This window comes from Roseivirga sp. UBA838, assembly GCF_002296035.1.
Taxonomy (GTDB): Bacteria; Bacteroidota; Bacteroidia; order Cytophagales; family Cyclobacteriaceae; genus Roseivirga; species Roseivirga thermotolerans.
The window spans coordinates 1-18,766 of sequence record NZ_DBHC01000019.1; the positions used below are offsets into that span (position 1 = coordinate 1).

Sequence of the window (18,766 nt, forward strand, 5' to 3'; positions counted from 1 at the left end):
CTGATTGTGGTTCAGGAGGTCGTGGGTTCGAGTCCCATCTTCCACCCTTAAAAGCCAGTTACGCAAGTAGCTGGCTTTTTTTATTTGCAGAAACATTTTTCATTTAGGAGATAGAAACAAACTCAACCCACCAACCCATCAATAGCTCTACGGCAACCTTGCTTTAATCCCCTTTGACTTCAGGTGTATATGCATCATCCCTCCCTACCGCCTTTTCGAAAATTTAAAGCTTCTTTGAACTATATGTACGTACATACAGTTTGATGATTATTACTTGAAACAAAAGAAAAATGGAAACAGCAACTAAAACATTGTGGAAAATTGATCCAACGCATAGCGAGGTTCAGTTTAAAGTAAAACACCTGGTTATTTCAACCGTTACTGGGCAATTCAACCGTTTTGAAGGCAGCCTTGAGGCTGAGTCTGACGATTTTGATGGCGCCACTGCGGGGTTCACTCTGGAAACCGCCAGTGTAGATACCAACCAATCCGATCGGGACAATCACCTAAAAAGTGCCGACTTCTTTGATGCAGAAAAATTCCCTCACATTACGTTTAAGGGCTCTTTGAAAAAAGTAGCCGATAACCAATACAAACTGGCCGGACCACTCACCATCAAGGACATTACCAAAGAAGTGGAGCTCGATGTGGAACATGGAGGCACTATGGTAGACGGTTACGGACAAACCAAGGCTGGATTCGAGATTAGCGGATCTATTGACCGAAAAGAGTTTGGTTTAACCTGGAGCATGGTTACTGAGGCCGGTGGTGTAGTAGTTGGCGATCGGGTAAAGCTTCAGCTAAACATTCAGCTTACTCAAGCCTAAACACCTATGCTAGTCCATAAGCTCCTGCCCTGCTCCCAACTTTTGGGACGGGGCTTTTCAATAGCCCCTTTAACACTGTCTGCCTTCTAAGCCCAACAGCCCCTTCTTGGTCTCTTGCAGATCGCTGGGGCTATGTTTATATCGCTTTATGCGACTAAAGGCATTGAACACTCCCTGATCGTTGAGTCGTACAATTCGCTCCGAATTAACAATGCACACAGATGCCACTGCCGGATCGATAGGCCGCAGGCCGCGAAGAGCCACGTTAGTAGATTCTCCATTGCAGTTGGAAAAAAGTAGCAGGTTGGCCGAAAGGTTTTCCACTTCAAATTGGGCATGCTCACCAATGGTGCCTACATGCAATATTTCAGCGCAATTGTTTTTGAGCTTCAGGATATCGAACCTTTCCGGGCAAATAAATATGGTAGACTTAAACGAATTCTTCTGAATGTCTCCGTTGTAGCTCAGACTGGCTTGCATTATGTGGTTTTCACAACCCAACTCGATGGACTCAAACACCTCGTTGTGTTCAATGACCAGCGAATTAATGGCAGAGGCACCAATTGTCACCGACTTGGCCTGAACAGACTTCTTTACTTCGAACTGAAGCACCTCCGTCTGCTTTACAGACAGATGTCTAAAATCGCAGGCTCGAAGACTAAGCTTCCCAATTTTGGAACCTGAAAAACTCAGGTCGCCTGAAAAACGACAATTGCGAAAGCTCAACTCCTGGAAAACACTGTCTCTGAAATGAATGTCGTATGGAAAATGTAGACCCTCAAGCTTTACCTTGTCCACGAGCCGCACCGGGTATTGCGATATACGAAACTCCAGATCTTCACCTTTCAGTATTTTGAGAAATTGTCTGCTATTGATGGTCCTCATGCCAATGCCTTTTGCAACAAAAACAATGCCCCATAATTAGTCGGTCTGCCCGGACTTGACAATACCTAAATCTGGGTATATGTAGAAATAGCCCTTCTTTTGGGTCAAAGGTGTTGCAAGCAATTGTAATAAGCAACTTTTCCTTTCATCACACATATCGGACATTATGCGGAATTTAAGGGCTATATACTTGATTTTGTGCGCTTTAAATATTTCCTTCGTGTCGTTCCCTAATTCAGCGAACTTCTTGTAAAATTTAGTTTACTCACTAAAAACCAGACTTAACGAATGAAGACAACCTATGCATTGTCGCATGTAATAGAATATGACCCCACTGAAAAGACGCTCCTTGAGGAGATAAAAAAATGGGTCGACTCTAATATGATGATGATGGACAATAGGTTTATCTGGAAGGTGGGTCTTGCCACCAGTGAGGACATTGTAAAAGTTGCCGGTAAGGTACGGAGCGATTATGAATGTAAGCACTTTAAATACTGGCGTTGCGAATCTTTCCGGCTGGCTATACATACCCTGAGCAAGCTCACCAAGTATCCGTTCATTTTTAAGTCGAATCTTAACCAATATTCAGGCAAGGGTGTATATATATTCGTATACAAAGCCCCATGCCCTTCAAAAAATCTCTTTTATCACACGCTTCACTATTAGACTTTTTCTGATTTCCTTATCTTCATAAGGCAATGAACGAAGAGTTAGAGCACTTTTTTGAACAACCACTGAGCGAGCAGATTGAATATTTGTATAGAAATGGCGCCTTTCAATTGGCCATTCGTTACTATGGCTACAAAGTAAATCTCTATTTGCTGGAAAATATCTTTGTGGAAGTGTTCTACAATCACAAACTAGACCGCATAGAAAGCATTCAACCGTTAGACTACCAGCATTCGCGTATGAAGTTTTATGCCGATCAGATACAGATTGGAAGTTTGCTAAAGGCCTAGTAAACTTTTATGAATTTGAAGCACCTTTGGTATTACAAGTGTATTTCCCGAATTGTCTATCAGATAGTCAGCCAGTTTTTTCCGCTGAGCATCCCCCACCTGTCTCTCCATAATATCTTCTACCTGCTGCCTGTTGCGCTGCTCGTCTCTGAGTAACACACGTTCCAGCCGTACCGCCTTAGGTGCCATTACGCAAATGGTCTGATCCAACTGCTTGTAGCTCTCTGTTTCAAAAAGCAGTGCCGCTTCTTTGAGCACGTAAGGCACCGACTGATAACCAGCCGCCCATTGATCGAAGTCCTGAGCCACAGCCGGGTGTACCAAACTATTGAGTATAGCCAGCTCTTGAGGGTTGGAGAATACTCTTGAAGCCAAATAGTTTCTATTCAATTCGCCATTTGGCAAATAACTCTCCGCACCAAAGGCTTCAGCAATGCCCTGTCTCAGGGTATCGCTCTCTATCATTAATTGTTTACCCCGATCGTCTGCATAATACACCGGCACACCCAGCAGTTGAAACATTTTGGTCACGGTAGATTTTCCGGAACCTATGCCCCCGGTAATACCAATTAAGCGTGGCTTATTCATTTCGGGTTACTTTCACTGTTTGTGGCTCGGCACTCACCTGACGGTATGCCTTGTTCAAAACCTGTATTCTCAAGCGAATGGTAGAATCTGCCGACATTTCCCGATACCTGGCCTGTACCATGATTGGCAATGAGTCGGTGGCATCAAACGCTGTTTCGGGTACTTTAAAACGAACCCTTACTTTTTGAGGGCTTGGGCCATAACCCTGCGGAAATCCTCTTGTCTCAACAGCAAGCTCTGAGTCCATAGATAGCATGCGCACAACCAGAAAACTCACTTGTACCGAATTGGTAGAGGCCTCTACCCATTCCGGTAGTTGTGGCAGGTCTATATCATCTTCAAAGTCGGCCGAAACATCATCAATTGCTTTTCTGAGCCAAAGGGTATCCCCAATTTCTTCCAGAGCAGACTGTGGGCCTGTGAGCGTAATGGTAGACGGAGACAAGACCATGTCTGAGCTCCTAATGTAGTTTTCGTTGAGCGATACAGCGGCCGTATCGTATTGCACAAAAACCTCACGGGTTACCTTCCGCTCTATTTTATAGCGTAGCGTATCACTTAAAAAATAGTTGACAGAAAGGGGCTCCAGTTCGGGCATAATTTCCGAGCGCAAACCGGCTGTGAGCAAATAGCCCGATTCTGTTGGGCGATCTATCCGAATTTGAACCGGTTTCATTTTGAAACCGAATGAACGCGTCATTAAATCCCAGCCTCCACCGGAAACCTCTATGGGAATTCGCGTAGGCAGGGGTTCTGTGGCTATGTATTGTGTTTGGTCGTATTCAATGGCCACTGGATAGTTGATCCTGGTTACGTAATCGTTCTTATTCAGGGCGTTGAAAAACCAAAAGGTGGTAGACAGCGCAAAGCATATCAGTACCACCTTTATTTTTTCGTCTTTCGTGCTCGGAGCGTTGAAAGACCTTCTGAGCTTATCGAGTATGTCTTCAGCCTTGCTCAAGACTATGCTTTTTCATTGGCTCTTTTACTAGCTTCTAAAGAAATGGAAGATTTCTCGAAAGTGATTTTCACTCCTTTATCTACCTCTAGTGTCACCGTATCGTCAGTAAGGGCATAAACCTTACCGTGCATACCTCCAATGGTCACTATGTTATCTCCCTTTTTTATCTCATTGATAAAATTCTTCTGATCTTTTTGCTTTTTCTGTTGCGGACGGATCATGAAGAAATAAAAAACAAGAGCAATTCCACCAAACAATACCAACTGCTGAATCCATCCACCACCTTGTGGAGCCGGTTGCTGTACTAAAATATTATGTATCATATTCTTTTAAGGATTATGGCACCGGAATGGCATTGGTTTCCACGAAACCTCTCAGGCTCAAACGAACCTGTCGTGGGTTAGTGTTGGCCACTACGGTAATTACCGGGCTCTGCTGCCCTGATTTTCCCTTGCTATCAAAGCGCACTACAATTTCTCCTGTACCTCCCGGAGGAATAGGCTCTTTGGTATGGTTAGGTACTGTACAACCGCAAGAGGCCGAAGTACTCTGAATTTGAAGATCTTCTGTGCCATTGTTAGTAAACTTGAAGGTATAGTTTACTACCTCGCCCTGCTTAATGGTTCCAAAATTATATACTGTGGTTTCCCAATCGAAAGAGGCATTGGAAGCCAGGTTGTTTTCTATGCCCTGGGCCGACCCGTTAGTATTGGGAGTAGATACCACCCCTCTAGACACGTTGCCATTTTCCAACTGATTCACCCTTCTTTCCAGATTGGCCAATCGCTTTTCCATTTCGGAATTTCCACAGCCGGACAGCAACAGTAAGAATGCCCCCAGGCTTAGAATAGAAACTTTAGTTTTCATGTGTAATCGTTTTAGTTTTTATTGATATAACGAAACTGAGTAAACTGAATTCCTGCTTCCTCCAACGTCACTGGTTTACTCTTAGGTTCTTTGATTATGCTTTTTCACCAGACTTAATCTGACCTATCAGGTCATCGACATCGGTCAGTAGTTGTTCGGCCTTTTTACGGGCATCAGAAACCACCTTCTTACCTTCTTCTTTGGCCGAAGAAGACACTTCTACCTTGCCATTGATAAGGTCTTCAAGCAAGTCTTCAAGCTGCTTTTTGTACTTATCTAACTGGTAGCTCAACTTGTCTCTGGTGTTGGAGCCCTTATCCGGAGCATACAAGATCCCAAGGATTGCTCCTGTGGCCGCTCCTAATACGAATGCTAATAAATTGCTCGACCCTCTATTCATACTATTTATTGTCTAATAATCCTCTTCCTGATTTCTTCAAGACCCCTTGCTCTTTTAGTTCATTGGAAATCACATCCAGAATGCCATTTACGAACTGTTTGCTCTTTGGGGTACTATAATTTTTCGAAAGCTCAATATACTCATTAATGGTCACCTTAACAGGTATATTTCTGAAATTCAGCATTTCAGCAATGGCCATTTTCAGAATAATTTGGTCGGTATTGGCTAAACGATCTACCTCCCAATTTTTAGTTTTGGCGGCAATCATTTGAGCATATTCCTCCTCGTTTTCTACTGTGCAATCGAGTATTTTCTCAAAAAACTCTTTGTCTTCCTCCCAGTTATTGGAGAAATCGGGTAAATCGAACCCTTTCGGATCTGAGTCTTCTTCAACGTCCCTGATAGAACGGGTAACGAGACTCCTGACAATAGGTTTATTTTCTTTCCAGTGAATGTCTTTTTCTTCAAAAAACGACAGTATCACTTCTGCTTTAAACACCAGGTCTTTGATCAGGTGATCTACCACAGCTTTATCATCTTCGAAAGTCGGATTGGCGGTTCTTCTATACTCGCCAAAGGTTTCGTCTTTCTTAACGATTTCCTTATACCAGTTTTTGTAGTTGTCTTCTTCCTCCTCCCAGGAGATGTTTCGCTTTACCAGAGCCACCTGCACCTTGGAGCTATTTCGAAAGAAGTCGATCACCTTGTTTTTGGCAAGGTTAAAATCGCCACTTAACAGCCTTTCGGGTGAGAGCTTCTGTTTCTTATCGGCTTCCACTTTACTGTGGTCGGACCAGGTAACTAGCAAACTGATAATCCATAGAAAGTAATCGACCAAAGACTCTGCATCTATGATCATATCTTTCTTTAGTCTTTCCAGGTCTTTGCGCGAATTTTCCAGATAGTTCTTATGAGCCAATTCTACCACCCGCTCTACTTCTGCAGAAAATGTTTCGGAAGTATTGAGTGGCGAACCGTATACTTTGTGCCTTAGCAAGCTCTTGGCTTGTTTGGCATCGGCCTTTAGTTTCACCTTGTCTTGTGGCTCCATAGAGTTGAGGTCTGGTTGAAAGGCCTCCTCTATTTCTGCTAAGCCAATGTTGTAATTGGCTTCTTTACACTGACCCAGAGCGAACAAGGTCTGCATTACTTTGACTCTAAGAGATCTCCTGTTGAGCATTTCAGAATGTATGAGAACGTTAAAATAAACAGCAGTGAATGGTTTTTCCAACCACTCACTGATTAATTAAAATGAAAGTTTTACGTTTCCTACGTCAGCAATTCGTTTTTCGGCTATTCTCATAGCGGCTTGCTGGGTAGGAATTCCTTCGTTTTCAGCAAGGCTAAAAATATTCAGGGTAGTGTCGTATATCTTCTCTGTCCAGCTGTAGGCTTGCTCTTTATTGTAAGCACCCTTTAGCTCGGAAGAAATATTTATAATTCCCCCTGCGTTGATCACAAAATCAGGAGCATAAACTATTCCCTTATCTACCAGCATGTGGCCGTGTTTAACCTCATCTTTCAACTGGTTGTTGGCAGCTCCTGCAATTACCTGCGCTTTTAGTCGGCCAATGGTTTCATCATTAACAGTGGCTCCCATGGCACAGGGCGCATAAATATCCACATCAAGATCGTAGATTTCGTCCATGCCCACAACTTGTGCTCCTTGTTCTTTGGCTATTTTAGCAAGCCTGGCTTCATTAATATCGGTTATAAAAACCTGAGCATTTTCTTTTACCAGATGCTCTACCAGATACATGCCTACCTGGCCTACTCCCTGAACAGAGACTTTTTTGCCATTCAGTGAGTCTGAACCGAATGCCCTTTTGGCTGCGGCCTTCATACCCATGTATACACCATAGGCTGTTACAGGCGATGGGTCTCCACTTCCGCCCATTTCTACGGGCAAACCAGTAACGTGAGGAGTTTCCATATGGATGTACTCCATGTCGCTGGTTTTCATGTTCATATCTTCAGCGGTAATGTATTTACCGTTGAGGCTATTCACAAACTTTCCAAACCTGCGAAGGAATGCTTCGTTTTTCAGTTGCTTCGGATCGCCAATGATTACGGCTTTTCCTCCTCCCAAATTGAGGCCGGAAACAGCCGCTTTGTATGTCATTCCTCTGGAAAGCCTAAGCACATCTATCACTGCTTCTTCTTCTGAGGCGTAGTTCCAGAAACGTGTTCCTCCCAGTGCAGGTCCCAGAACTGTATTGTGAATTCCAATGATGGCTTTCAGACCGGTAGCTTCATCGTTGCAAAACACCACTTGCTCGTGGCCCATACCAGCTACCTCTTCAAAAATTGAGACACTTTTGGTTTTACCCTCGGCCTTAACTTCTTCCATTACGTTCATAATATAGTTTACTTTATATTTGCCGCGGCTCCAACGAAATTGGATCACAGACCGCAAAAGTAACCAAAAGATCGACATCTTCTAAGGATAATGACGATGGCGGCAACCTTTAGCAAAGCACTGCTGTTTAGAATATCGTGAAAGAACTTAAGCACCTCAACAAATACCTTCTCAAGTACAAATGGCTACTCATACTTGGGTTTATTTTTTTGGTTATCTCCAATTATTTTGGTGTATGGCCGGCTAAAGTAGTACGTTATGCTATAGACTATGTGACCGATAGTTTTAGGGTATATCGTTTGTTCGAAGGTTCCGGACTCAGCGAATCGGTGTTCGATAAACTTGAGGTGGGAGTGCTTATTCTGGGTGGAATAATGATTTTAATGGCCTTTTTGAGAGGCTTTTTCCTCTTTTTGGTCAGGCAAACGATCATTGTAATGTCTCGGAAAATCGAGTATGACCTGAAAAACGAGGTTTTCGAGCAGTATCAGAACCTTCCACTAAGCTTTTACCGAAAGAATAATACGGGCGATTTAATGAACCGCATCTCTGAAGATGTGAGCCAGGTAAGAATGTATCTTGGTCCGGGCATTATGTATGGCATTAACCTACTGGTGCTGTTCCCAATGGTGATTTATGAGATGCTAAGAGTAAACGTGGAGCTTACCATTTATGCTCTTCTTCCGTTGCCTGTACTTTCATTGAGCATTTACTTTGTAAACAATGTCATCAACAAACGATCGGAAAAGATTCAGGAAAGTCTTTCCGACCTTTCTACCTCAGTGCAGGAAGCTTTTTCGGGCATTCGGGTACTCAAGGCTTTTGTACGAGAGAAAGACTCGGCTGCCAAATTTGCCAACGAGAGCGAAAAGTATAAACACCGTTCGCTAAAGCTCACTTTTGTCAATGCTCTTTTTTTTCCGCTCATAATGGCACTCATTGGCCTTAGCGTTTTGCTGACTATTTATATTGGTGGAACCAAGGTTATTCAAGGGGAGATAACTTACGGCAATATTGCGGAGTTTGTGATTTATGTAAACATGCTCACCTGGCCGGTGACTGCTCTCGGTTGGATAACCAGCATTAATCAGCGGGCTGCTGCATCACAAAAACGAATCAATCAGTTTTTGCAGGAAACCAACCACATTCAAAGTACCGAAAATCTCCAACGCGACATTAAGGGAGATGTAAGCTTCGATAATGTGAGCTTTGTATATCCTGACTCGGGTATCCGGGCATTGCAAAACGTTTCGTTCGATGTAAAGGCGGGACAATCTATCGCTATTATTGGCACTACGGGGTCAGGAAAAAGCACCATTGCTAACCTGATGCTGCGTTTGTACGATAGCTCATCAGGATCTATTACCATAGATGGGAAGGACATTAGGGCGTACAACATTTCCAATATGCGCGATCAAATGGGCTATGTTCCGCAAGATGTATTCCTGTTTTCTGACACTATTCAGAACAACATTGCTTTTGGCATTAACAGTATTAGCTACGAGCAGGTGGTGCAGGCGGCCAAGGATGCTGATTTGTACGATAACATTACGGACTTTCCGAAAGGGTTGCAAACCATGTTGGGGGAGCGAGGCATAACCCTTTCCGGTGGGCAAAAGCAGAGGGCATCCATTGCCAGGGCCATAGTGCGTAACCCAAAGATTCTCATCTTAGACGATGCCCTCTCGGCTGTTGACACCAATACTGAAAACACCATCTTGAACAGCCTTTCGCGTATAATGAAGGGCCGAACTACGGTAATCATTTCTCACAGGGTATCTTCGGCCAAGCTGGCCGATAAGATCATTGTGCTAGACGATGGCAAAATCATAGAGCAAGGCACAAATGAGTCTTTACTGGCCTTGAATGGCGTTTATAAAGAGCTTTACGATAAGCAGCTTAAAGAAAAAGAATCGGTTGAATAGGCCATTGGCCATGCAAACCCTATAAACTCGTGACCTGAGGCTTTTGGTGGGCTATACCCCACTCTCCGGAGCAATGTGCTTGTTACTGTTTAACCGGCATATCGATTAGCAACAGGTTTTCTGACACGTACTGCTCCACGGTAAAATTCTGAAGCTCCAGCCCATTGTCTTTTGCTGTAGCTTTAATATTTCCTTCAATTGTAGAGGGGCTGGGCATAACCACATTATGGGCACTAATGGAAGCCCGCACCGCATTTGTGGCAGGGATGGTCATTCGCTGATAGTGCTCCGGAATGTCTGAGGCCCCTTCGTTTAGCTTCACCCCAATAAACATTCTCAACTCGCCTTCGGCAAGGGTAGTATCCTGATAGTGTACTATGGTGAGTATTCCGGATATGCTACCCGACTCCACATAACCTCTTGCTTCAACAAAGGCAGCCTCTATCTCGGGGCTATCGCCCTCTCCCTTAAAGGGGGTTCCTACCAGATGGTAATCGGCTACAGACTCTACGCTATATTCTACTGAATTGAGCCCTCCAAGGTATAGATAGAGTGAAACAACCGCTACAAAAGCAACTAATCCAATTACAATCTTTGTTTTTCTATTCATGGCGTAACTACCTCTTTGTATTGCATATTATACAGGCGGGCATAGAACCCACCTTTATCTAATAGTTCCTGATGTTTACCAATTTCTTTAATCTCACCTTTATCGAGTACAATAATTTTATCGGCACCCTGAATGGTCGATAATCGGTGAGCAATAACTATGGCTGTGCGACCTTTCATTAGCACCTCTATGGCCCGTTGAATCATCTCTTCCGTCTCAGTATCTACAGAAGATGTGGCTTCGTCTAGCACAATTATTTTGGGGTCATAAACCATTGCCCTAACAAAGGAAATAAGCTGTCTTTGCCCTACAGAGAGGGTAGAACCTCTTTCCATCACATTGTAATCGTAGCCTCCGGGTAGCCTTTCAATTATTTTCTTAACCCCAACCAAATCAGCCGCTTCGGCAATCTTGGCATCGCTTATATCGGGGTTACCGAGCGTAATGTTCTGTCTTATGGTGTCTGAAAAGAGAAAAACGTCTTGTTGAACAACCCCAATATGACTCCTCAGCGCACTCAGGTCATATTCTTCCAGGTTGACGCCATCAATGGCAATTTCTCCTTTGTTTATTTCATAGAAGCGCGAAAGCAGGTTAATCACAGAAGACTTTCCGGCTCCGGTGGCACCAACCAGGGCCACGGTTTCGCCCTCTTTCACCTCAAAAGAGATGTCTTTCAATACATAATCTTCGTCATTGTATGCAAACCATACATTCCTAAAGCTTACCTCTCCCCGAATCTCTCTGGGAGCATGTGCCCCTTCATTGGTCATGTGCTCATTGTTATCGAGCAAATCGAAAATTCGGTTGGAGCTAACAATGCCCATTTGCAGTGTATTGAAGCGGTCGGCAATCATACGTATGGGTCTAAAGAACATCTGAATGTACATAATGAAAGCAATGATAACCCCAGGTCCGGCACTGGTGTTGACCAAGATGCCTCTGGCTCCGTACCAAACGGCCATTCCTATGGCAATAGCCTGAATAATTTCGGCCACCGGAAAGTAAATAGAATAGTATAGTACAGAACGAATATGAGCCTTTCGATGCTCGGCATTAATGGTCTTGAACTTATCCATTTCGCGCTTTTCGGCATTAAATATCTGCACTATATTCATTCCTGTTACATGCTCTTGCACAAAGGAATTGAGATTGGACACGGCATTGCGCACCTCATTGAAAGTAACTTTGATCTTCTCTTTGAAAACATAGGTGCTAAAAATCAGTAAGGGCAATGTGGAAAGGCTAACCAGGGTTAGGCGCCAATCGAGATAAAACATAAACCCTATAAGGAACACCAATTGCAACAGGTCTCCGATAAGTGCGGCCAGACCCTCACTAAATACATTGGAAAGTGTTTCTATATCTGACACATTTCGCGTAACCAGCCGTCCAATAGGTGTTTTATCAAAAAACTTTAGTTTTAGCCTGATGAGGTGATTGTATAGCTTTACTCGGATATCTTTAATGATTACCTGCCCTACCCAGCCAGATAAGTAGGTATGTGAATACTGCACAATGGCCAACACAATAAGGTGACCAATAAGAATGGTAATCATAAACACCAAACCATCGTAGTCGCCATTGGGCACATAATTATCAATAGCCCTTTGCACAATCATGGGCCTGATGGGCGTGAGAATGGCCAGAAATACGGTTAGAAAAACCAGTAAATAGAACTGCTTAATGTAGGGCTGTGCATACTGAAACAGGCGCTTAAGCACCTTAAAGTCTACAACATTTCCACTTTTTACCTTGGCCTGATCTTTTTCCAATGCTACAAATAGATATGGTTTGGATAGTTTACCTCCGAAAGGTATAGTCCATGCGGAGGAGCTGCTTTACCAGCCTTTGTGCGGTTTTTCGCTGCAATGATACTAACAAAATCTTCTATGGTAAGTTTCTTTCTACCTACTTCGAGCAAGGTACCCACCAGTGCTCTTACCATCCCGCGCAAAAACCTGTTTGCCCTAACGTTAAAAACCAATTGATCGTTCTGAAAATACCACAAGGCTTTAAATACCTCGCATTCAAAATGATTCACTTCTGTTTTTACACGGCTAAAACTTTCGAAATCCTGCCGACCCAATAGCTGATGAGCCGCCTCGTTCATTAAGTCTACATCGAGCGGACGAGAATAAAAATAGCTTTGTCCTCTTAGAAAGGGGTTCTTTTTCTGATGAATAAAATAGTGGTACCCCCTTACCTCGGCATCGAATCGTGCATGGGCATCTTCTCTAACCGGCCGACAAGCGGCAATGGCTATGTCATCCGGCAAAACAGCATTTAGTTTATAGGCGAGCTGATCGGGCGGTAGCTGAGAAGACGTATCGAAATGCGCTACCTGAAAATGGGCATGAACACCTGCATCGGTTCGGCCACTGCCTGTAATGACTGTTTCCTGACCCAGTATTCTGGTTAGCCCTTCTTCTATTTCCTGCTGAACAGAATGGGCGTTTTGCTGGCGTTGCCAGCCATGGTAGTTTGCACCATGGTAAGAAAGTTCAAGAAAGTATCTCAATGCTCTTCTATCGGCAGCCTAACAGCGCCTCTTACTCTTTGTGGTTAACACTTTTCGTAAATAATAGCGGCTCCCTGCCCTACACCAATACACATGGTGGCCAGTCCGTATTTTACATTATTTCTCTTCTGCATTTCATGCAGCAGGGTAGCTGAAATTCTTGTTCCACTGGCCCCCAGAGGGTGTCCAATAGCAATTGACCCTCCATTTACATTGACCTTTTCAGGATCTAAGCCCAGCTCTTGCATGCAGGGAATAGATTGCGCTGCAAAAGCCTCATTCAACTCAATTAAATCCAGATCGTTTACGGTTAACCCAGCTCGTTTCAGTGCTTTTTGTGTAGCCGGAATGGGCCCGATACCCATTATATGTGGCGAAACACCGGCAATAGCCACCGCGGCTACTCTGGCCATTGGCTTAAGGTTAAACTGCTTTAGTGTGGCTTCGTTGACCATCAATGCTGCGGCCGCACCATCATTAATTCCCGATGCATTTCCGGCTGTCACCGTACCGCCTTCTTTGAACGCTGGTCGCAAACCGGCCAATTTTTCTAACGAAGAAAGCCTGGGCTGTTCATCTTTGGCAAACACAATCGGGTCGGACTTTCGTTGTGGCACTTCTACCGGCACAATTTCCTGAGCAAACTTTCCGGCTTCGTATGCCGCCTGGTATTTTAATTGAGAGCCGTGCGAGAACTCATCTTGTGCTTCGCGGCTAATCCCCCATTGCTCAGCCACATTTTCGGCTGTTTCTCCCATGGCAAAAGGGTAATGCAACTTGGCCAATTTGGGGTTTATAAACCTCCAGCCAATAGAGGTATCGTATATTTCGGCATTTCTGCCGTAGGCTGTTTCCGACTTGCCCATGACAAAGGGGGCACGTGTCATGCTTTCTACACCTCCGGCAATATAGGCCTTTCCTTCACCCAAAAGCAGGCCTCTGCTAGCATCCATAATAGACTGAAGACCCGAGGCACACAGGCGGTTAACTGTTACTCCACCCACCTCAAGGGGTAGACCGGCCAGCAATGCAGCCATACGGGCTACGTTCCGATTATCTTCTCCGGCCTGATTGGCGGCTCCAAAAATCACATCTTCTATGAGAGATATGTCGAACGATGGGTTTCGGTCTACCAGCGCCTTAATGACATGCGCTGCCAGGTCATCGGGCCGAACACTGGCCAATGAGCCTCCGAATTTTCCAATGGGTGTTCTTACTATATCGACTATATATGCTGATTCCATGGTGAGCTATATGAATTAGGATGTTTGAATTTCGAATTGATATGCGAATTAACCGAATTTAGACCAAGCTGAAAAAGGCACGACCTTAAATCGTACATCTAACACTCCCAATCGTAAATCGGTTTACTATATTTGCACCCAAATCAAGAAATCATGATTCAGCGAATTCAAACCCTGCTTCTCTTAATTATAGGTATCGCGATGGCTATGATGCCTTTTACAAATATTTGGGGCGAACTCGACCGAACAAACGACCAGTTGAGATTGCTTTCAGGCTTTAAACTTGAATTAATCGATACGGCTGGCACACTAAATGACAAATCTGACGACACTGTTGTAAAAACCGAAGCGAAATGGTTTATCGGTGGCTTGGCCTTTGTGGCCTCTATTGTTGCCTTTATTTCCATTTTCTCTTTTAAGAACAGACTGACACAAATGAAACTTGGTGCCTTAAATGCCTTGATCATGGCGGCCACTCTTGGAATAAGTTTCTACACCATTTATCGAAATGAACCTTTAATTGAAGGTCAAGGTAGCATCACTACAGGCTTCTACTTACCAGCAGCAGCAATGATCTTAAATATATTGGCCAACCGCTTTATTCGCAAAGACGAAAAACTGGTAAAGAGTGTGGATAGAATAAGGTAGCTAACCTTTCTTTTTCTATTACTTTCTTAACCTCTCTCAATTTCCTAAGAATTGCTTCTCTTGCATTCACACCGGAGTTGACAAAGTTTTTCAGCACAAAGAGAATTGCTAGAATAAAAAACCACAATGGCTACGAGTGTTAAGAGCTCATTCATGGTTTATTGGTTATAAATTCATTTAAAATTGGCTCAAAACAGAGGGCTTTAAAAACCAAAAAGGAGCCTCTGATATTCAAAAGCTCCTTTTTAGATGATACGTTTTTTGCCTATTAATTAATCTCTATCAATTCAATCTTAAAGTTCAGGTTCTCGTTAGGGTAGATTTTACCTGCCCCAGCATTTCTATAGGCCAATACAGATGGAATGTAAAAGTCTCCCTCACCACCTTCTTTTAACAAATAGGTAGAAAGCTGAAAGCCCGGAATAATATCGGCATAGCCCAGCTGAAACTCCAACGGCTTGTAGTCTCTTTGCGGATTATAGATGTTTTTGTCTTTGGCTAATGACTCAATATTGGTATCGAGCAGCTCTCCACTAAAACGGTATAGTTTATAGTTCACCTTCACCCTTTCTCCCTGTTTGGGCAATTCGCCTGTTCCCTCGGTGGTTATGATGTACCGGATGCCGCTCTGCGATTTCTGAGCCTGTAGTCCTTTGGTACTGAGGTGGTGATCTATTTTTGCCCCGTCTATTTGTAGCTGCGCCTCGGCATCATAGGGCTCTACATCTTCATTGCATGCCATGGCCCCCAACAATACCAGGGTAACCATTATTCCTTTTATCCATTTCATAGGCTCTATTTTATTCTGTTACTATTCAACCCTAGCAATGACACCGCCTACAAGCGTTGAGTTGGAATAGACTTGCCACAAAACACCCGACAAGCCCAGAAACCTTATGGCTACTTTAAAACTGTCAGCCTGTCACCCTTTTTTGCTTGGTACGGCATTTGATTTTGCGGGGACTGAAACAAAAACTGACAAAACGTTATGCAAGAGAAAGGTACAATCTCGATACATACCGAGAACATATTTCCCATCATTAAGAAGTTCTTATACTCCGATCATGAAATATTTCTGAGAGAGCTGGTATCGAACGCAGTAGATGCTACACAAAAAATCAGGCGTTTGGCTTCGCTGGGAGAGTTCAAGGGAGAGCTGGGACAAACCCGGGTGGAAGTAGCTGTGAACAAAAAGAAAAAGACCATTACCATTAGCGATAGTGGTATTGGTATGACAGCCGAAGAAATCAAGAAATACATTAACCAAATCGCATTTTCAGGAGCTACCGAGTTTGTTGAAAAATTTAAAGATGCCGGGGATGCCAAAGAGATCATTGGTAAGTTTGGTTTGGGTTTTTACTCGGCCTTTATGGTTGCCGATAAGGTGGAGATTGATACCTTGAGTTATCAGGATGGAGCGGCTCCTGCTAAGTGGATTTGCGATGGTAGCACTGAGTTTGAAATTAAAGAAGGAAAGCGAAAAGAAAGAGGAACCACCGTTACACTGCACGTGAATAAGGACTCCGAAGAGTTTTTAGAAGACCACAGAATTCAGCAAATACTCGACAAGTATGCCAAGTTCTTGCCGGTTGAGGTGAAGTTCGGTGAAAAAGAAGACTCGATTGAGGATGGTGAAGACAAAGACGGTAAGAAAAAGTGGAAGACCGTTAAAAAAGACAACATCATTAACAACACCGAGCCCATTTGGACCAAGTCTCCCTCAGACCTCACCGATGATGACTACCTTAAGTTCTACAAAGAGCTCTATCCATTCTCGGAAGATCCGTTGTTCTGGATTCACCTCAATGTAGACTACCCCTTTGAGCTCACCGGAATACTTTATTTCCCAAAAATTAAAAACGATTTCGAGCTACAGAAAAACAAAATACAGCTCTACTCTCGTCAGGTCTTCATTACCGATGAGGTGAAAGATGTGGTTCCTGAGTTTCTTATGCTCTTGCACGGAATCATAGATTCTCCTGACATTCCGCTCAACGTTTCAAGAAGCTACCTGCAATCTGACGGCAACGTGAAGAAAATCAACACCTACATTACCAAAAAGGTGGCCGACAAACTGGGTGAGCTCTTTAAGAAAGAAAGAGAATCGTATGAGAAAAAGTGGGACGACATTGGCCTGTTTGTTAAGTATGGAATGATTTCGGAAGAAAAATTCTATGACAAGGCCAACGACTTTGCTCTTGTGAAAAACACGGAAGGCAAGTATTTCACCCTAAAGGAGTATGAAAAACACATAGAGGCCAACCAAACCGACAAAGACAAGAATAAGGTGTGGCTTTACTCCAACAATCCGGCTAAGCAAGATGCATTTATAGCGGCCGCACGAGACAAAGGCTATGATGTTTTGGTATTCGACACGCCAATTGACAGCCACTTCATTAACCATATGGAAATGAAGCTGGACAAGACACAGATTAAACGGGTAGATGCAGACAACCTGAACAAGCTCATCGACAAAGACGAAAAGCGCGAACTGGTACTTACCGATGAGCAAAAGGAAAGTCTAAAAGGAGTCTTTACCAAAGCCATTGGCAAAGACAACTTTAAAGTAGAAGTAGAAGCACTTTCGCCAGACGATGCTCCGGTAACCATTACCATGTCTGAGTTTATGCGCAGAATGAAGGAAATGCAAGCCACGGGAGGCGGAGGGTTCAATATGTTTGGCAGCATGCCCGACACCTACGATGTCACAGTGAACGGCAACCATAAACTGGCCGATAAAATTTTAAAATCGGTGGCCGATGAAACTAAGGAAGGTCTTGCCAAGCAAGCGGTTGACTTAGCCATGTTGTCTCAAGGTCTACTAGAAGGCAAAGCCTTAACCGATTTTATTAAAAGAAGCACAGAGTTACTGGGTAAGTAACAGAGCCATATAATTCAACTCAATGCCACACCTAGTCAGGTGTGGCATTTTTGTTTTCTACAATTAGAACTAAATTCAAGAAGCGTTCATCATAAACTTAAACACGTGGTCATGAAAAGGTCAATTTCAATTCTACTCTTCTTTATCTCCTGCGTAGCCTTTTCCCAAAGTGCTAAAATCACTGTAAAGCAGGAAGGGTTTGGAGAGAATCATCAACTCCGACTCATCATCAACGGAAAAATGCTTGAAGTAAACCCTAATGGTGAGCTCATCTATTCCGGTGAAATAGACCTATCTAAGCCGGTTTATGGTATGGTTATTAATCCTGAAAGTAAATATTCAGGGTTTTATGTAGAGCATGGAGCTACTGAAGTTATTGTAAAGAAAAAGGGATTCCCATCGTCATTGGAGGTACCTGGTTCCAATTCACATGCCATCTACTCTTCTATTGCCCATGCTAAAAATGAAAAAGACTTTCTCACCAATACTTTGGCCAATATTGAAAACCCGGTAGCCTTAGACATATTCAACCAAAGGTTCAGATTTGAAAAACTCAGTCTGGAAGAATTGAAACAGGTTTATAATTCAGCTCCTGAGAAGCACAAAGACCTGTTGGCCGACTTGAGCGCATTTATAAACACTGCCGGGTTGAAAAAAGCAGAAGTTGGCGGCCAAATCATAGACTTTGAAGCACAAGATCAGCACGGAAAAACCTACTCTACCAAGCAATACAGAGGTAAATACTTACTTCTCGACTTCGCTTCCACCGGCTGCGGTCCCTGCTGGGCAGGCTATCCCGATATGCAAGTGCAAACCTCCAAGTATGATAATTTGCAAGTGATCACCTACAATCAGGACAATGCCATTGAAGGCTGGAACAAGCTGGCAGAACAAAGAGGCATTAAACTACCTTGGCCTGTTTTATGGAAGGCAGAGAACAAGTTGGAAATCTTTGAACTCTATAATGTAGAAGGATGGCCTTTGCACTATTTAATTTCTCCGGATGGCGAAATTCTGGAGTCGTGGTATGGGTCTGGGGGTGATAGACTGGAGAAGACGCTTGCTAAGTATATTAAGGATTAACAACCGAC

Annotated in this window: 20 protein-coding genes; 7 read left to right on the plus strand and 13 right to left on the minus strand. The window is 43.6% G+C overall.

The genetic code is table 11. The features are described from left to right. Positions 1-290: 290 nt before the first annotated feature. Positions 291-827: a YceI family protein gene (locus B3O12_RS06820; protein WP_286755753.1), complete on the plus strand. Its 537-nt coding sequence runs from the start codon at positions 291-293 to the stop codon at positions 825-827. Between the two features lie 69 nt (positions 828-896). Here the strand turns inward: B3O12_RS06820 and B3O12_RS06825 are convergent, their stop codons facing one another. Then, entirely contained in the window at positions 897-1,712 is an 816-nt protein-coding gene (locus tag B3O12_RS06825; RefSeq protein WP_286746142.1) for a pentapeptide repeat-containing protein, read from the minus strand. Between the two features lie 288 nt (positions 1,713-2,000). On the opposite strand from B3O12_RS06825, the gene B3O12_RS06830 reads away from it, so the two are divergent. Then, positions 2,001-2,378, plus strand: a complete 378-nt coding sequence (locus B3O12_RS06830) for a hypothetical protein (protein ID WP_189628160.1) — start codon at positions 2,001-2,003, stop codon at positions 2,376-2,378. A 32-nt stretch (positions 2,379-2,410) separates the two neighbouring features. Then, the gene (locus B3O12_RS06835; RefSeq protein WP_189628161.1) at positions 2,411-2,671 is read left to right on the plus strand and encodes a hypothetical protein; all 261 of its coding nucleotides are present in this window, start codon (positions 2,411-2,413) and stop codon (positions 2,669-2,671) included. On the opposite strand, the gene coaE is transcribed toward B3O12_RS06835, so the two are convergent. The 7 genes from coaE to B3O12_RS06870 form a co-directional block, all read right to left on the minus strand. Beyond that, entirely contained in the window at positions 2,660-3,259 is a 600-nt protein-coding gene (coaE, locus tag B3O12_RS06840) for a dephospho-CoA kinase (protein ID WP_286755754.1), read from the minus strand. The genes B3O12_RS06835 and coaE overlap by 12 nt on opposite strands. After that, positions 3,252-4,220, minus strand: coding sequence for a hypothetical protein (locus B3O12_RS06845; RefSeq protein ID WP_286755755.1), 969 nt, complete (start codon positions 4,218-4,220; stop codon positions 3,252-3,254). Before B3O12_RS06845 ends, coaE begins: the two co-directional genes overlap by 8 nt. A 2-nt stretch (positions 4,221-4,222) precedes the next feature. Next, positions 4,223-4,543: a preprotein translocase subunit YajC gene (yajC, locus tag B3O12_RS06850; protein WP_189628164.1), complete on the minus strand. Its 321-nt coding sequence runs from the start codon at positions 4,541-4,543 to the stop codon at positions 4,223-4,225. A 13-nt stretch (positions 4,544-4,556) separates the two neighbouring features. After that, entirely contained in the window at positions 4,557-5,087 is a 531-nt protein-coding gene (locus B3O12_RS06855; RefSeq protein WP_189628165.1) for a DUF1573 domain-containing protein, read from the minus strand. Positions 5,088-5,181: 94 nt separating this feature from the next. Beyond that, on the minus strand, positions 5,182-5,487 hold the full coding sequence (locus B3O12_RS06860) for a YtxH domain-containing protein (RefSeq protein ID WP_189628166.1): 306 nt from the start codon (positions 5,485-5,487) through the stop codon (positions 5,182-5,184). A 1-nt stretch (position 5,488) separates the two neighbouring features. Further along, positions 5,489-6,634, minus strand: a complete 1,146-nt coding sequence (gene nusB, locus B3O12_RS06865) for a transcription antitermination factor NusB (RefSeq protein ID WP_189628167.1) — start codon at positions 6,632-6,634, stop codon at positions 5,489-5,491. Positions 6,635-6,733: 99 nt separating this feature from the next. Next, positions 6,734-7,837, minus strand: a complete 1,104-nt coding sequence (locus tag B3O12_RS06870) for a Glu/Leu/Phe/Val family dehydrogenase (protein ID WP_286746151.1) — start codon at positions 7,835-7,837, stop codon at positions 6,734-6,736. Between the two features lie 146 nt (positions 7,838-7,983). On the opposite strand from B3O12_RS06870, the gene B3O12_RS06875 reads away from it, so the two are divergent. After that, complete coding sequence (locus tag B3O12_RS06875; protein WP_286755757.1) at positions 7,984-9,771, plus strand: ABC transporter ATP-binding protein; 1,788 nt, start codon at positions 7,984-7,986, stop codon at positions 9,769-9,771. An 82-nt stretch (positions 9,772-9,853) separates the two neighbouring features. Here the strand turns inward: B3O12_RS06875 and B3O12_RS06880 are convergent, their stop codons facing one another. From B3O12_RS06880 to B3O12_RS06895, 4 genes are read right to left on the minus strand one after another with little or no spacing between them, the layout of a single operon-like run. Continuing rightward, entirely contained in the window at positions 9,854-10,381 is a 528-nt protein-coding gene (locus B3O12_RS06880) for a hypothetical protein (RefSeq protein ID WP_286755758.1), read from the minus strand. Further along, positions 10,378-12,156 carry an ABC transporter ATP-binding protein gene (locus B3O12_RS06885; RefSeq protein ID WP_189628171.1) on the minus strand — a complete coding sequence of 593 codons (1,779 nt, stop codon included), beginning with the start codon at positions 12,154-12,156 and terminating at the stop codon, positions 10,378-10,380. The genes B3O12_RS06880 and B3O12_RS06885 overlap by 4 nt, the downstream gene beginning before the upstream one ends. A gap of 2 nt (positions 12,157-12,158) precedes the next feature. Then, positions 12,159-12,902 carry a tRNA pseudouridine(38-40) synthase TruA gene (gene truA / locus B3O12_RS06890; protein WP_286755759.1) on the minus strand — a complete coding sequence of 248 codons (744 nt, stop codon included), beginning with the start codon at positions 12,900-12,902 and terminating at the stop codon, positions 12,159-12,161. A gap of 44 nt (positions 12,903-12,946) precedes the next feature. Continuing rightward, positions 12,947-14,146: an acetyl-CoA C-acyltransferase gene (locus B3O12_RS06895; protein WP_286755760.1), complete on the minus strand. Its 1,200-nt coding sequence runs from the start codon at positions 14,144-14,146 to the stop codon at positions 12,947-12,949. 153 nt (positions 14,147-14,299) lie between these two features. Between B3O12_RS06895 and B3O12_RS06900 the strand changes: the two genes are divergently transcribed. After that, positions 14,300-14,794, plus strand: a complete 495-nt coding sequence (locus B3O12_RS06900) for a DUF4293 domain-containing protein (RefSeq protein ID WP_286755761.1) — start codon at positions 14,300-14,302, stop codon at positions 14,792-14,794. Between the two features lie 268 nt (positions 14,795-15,062). Here the strand turns inward: B3O12_RS06900 and B3O12_RS06905 are convergent, their stop codons facing one another. Further along, positions 15,063-15,584: an FKBP-type peptidyl-prolyl cis-trans isomerase gene (locus B3O12_RS06905; protein ID WP_286755762.1), complete on the minus strand. Its 522-nt coding sequence runs from the start codon at positions 15,582-15,584 to the stop codon at positions 15,063-15,065. 198 nt (positions 15,585-15,782) lie between these two features. Between B3O12_RS06905 and htpG the strand changes: the two genes are divergently transcribed. Beyond that, the gene (gene htpG, locus B3O12_RS06910) at positions 15,783-17,675 is read left to right on the plus strand and encodes a molecular chaperone HtpG (protein WP_189628176.1); all 1,893 of its coding nucleotides are present in this window, start codon (positions 15,783-15,785) and stop codon (positions 17,673-17,675) included. Between the two features lie 111 nt (positions 17,676-17,786). Beyond that, positions 17,787-18,758 (plus strand): TlpA family protein disulfide reductase, encoded by a 972-nt coding sequence (locus B3O12_RS06915; RefSeq protein WP_286755763.1) that lies wholly within the window; start codon positions 17,787-17,789, stop codon positions 18,756-18,758. Positions 18,759-18,766: the final 8 nt, after the last annotated feature.

Bases quoted from the DNA above. Each gene is read 5' to 3' on its own strand.
- B3O12_RS06900 (WP_286755761.1), top strand. From the start codon at position 14,300: ATGATTCAGCGAATTCAAACCCTGCTTCTCTTAATTATAGGTATCGCG.
- B3O12_RS06870 (WP_286746151.1), bottom strand. From the start codon at position 7,837: ATGGAAGAAGTTAAGGCCGAGGGTAAAACCAAAAGTGTCTCAATTTTT.
- nusB (WP_189628167.1), bottom strand. From the start codon at position 6,634: ATGCAGACCTTGTTCGCTCTGGGTCAGTGTAAAGAAGCCAATTACAAC.
- B3O12_RS06860 (WP_189628166.1), bottom strand. From the start codon at position 5,487: ATGAATAGAGGGTCGAGCAATTTATTAGCATTCGTATTAGGAGCGGCC.
- B3O12_RS06835 (WP_189628161.1), top strand. From the start codon at position 2,411: ATGAACGAAGAGTTAGAGCACTTTTTTGAACAACCACTGAGCGAGCAG.
- coaE (WP_286755754.1), bottom strand. From the start codon at position 3,259: ATGAATAAGCCACGCTTAATTGGTATTACCGGGGGCATAGGTTCCGGA.
- htpG (WP_189628176.1), top strand. From the start codon at position 15,783: ATGCAAGAGAAAGGTACAATCTCGATACATACCGAGAACATATTTCCC.
- B3O12_RS06855 (WP_189628165.1), bottom strand. From the start codon at position 5,087: ATGAAAACTAAAGTTTCTATTCTAAGCCTGGGGGCATTCTTACTGTTG.
- yajC (WP_189628164.1), bottom strand. From the start codon at position 4,543: ATGATACATAATATTTTAGTACAGCAACCGGCTCCACAAGGTGGTGGA.
- B3O12_RS06820 (WP_286755753.1), top strand. From the start codon at position 291: ATGGAAACAGCAACTAAAACATTGTGGAAAATTGATCCAACGCATAGC.
- B3O12_RS06830 (WP_189628160.1), top strand. From the start codon at position 2,001: ATGAAGACAACCTATGCATTGTCGCATGTAATAGAATATGACCCCACT.
- B3O12_RS06895 (WP_286755760.1), bottom strand. From the start codon at position 14,146: ATGGAATCAGCATATATAGTCGATATAGTAAGAACACCCATTGGAAAA.
- B3O12_RS06825 (WP_286746142.1), bottom strand. From the start codon at position 1,712: ATGAGGACCATCAATAGCAGACAATTTCTCAAAATACTGAAAGGTGAA.
- B3O12_RS06880 (WP_286755758.1), bottom strand. From the start codon at position 10,381: ATGAATAGAAAAACAAAGATTGTAATTGGATTAGTTGCTTTTGTAGCG.
- B3O12_RS06915 (WP_286755763.1), top strand. From the start codon at position 17,787: ATGAAAAGGTCAATTTCAATTCTACTCTTCTTTATCTCCTGCGTAGCC.
- B3O12_RS06905 (WP_286755762.1), bottom strand. From the start codon at position 15,584: ATGAAATGGATAAAAGGAATAATGGTTACCCTGGTATTGTTGGGGGCC.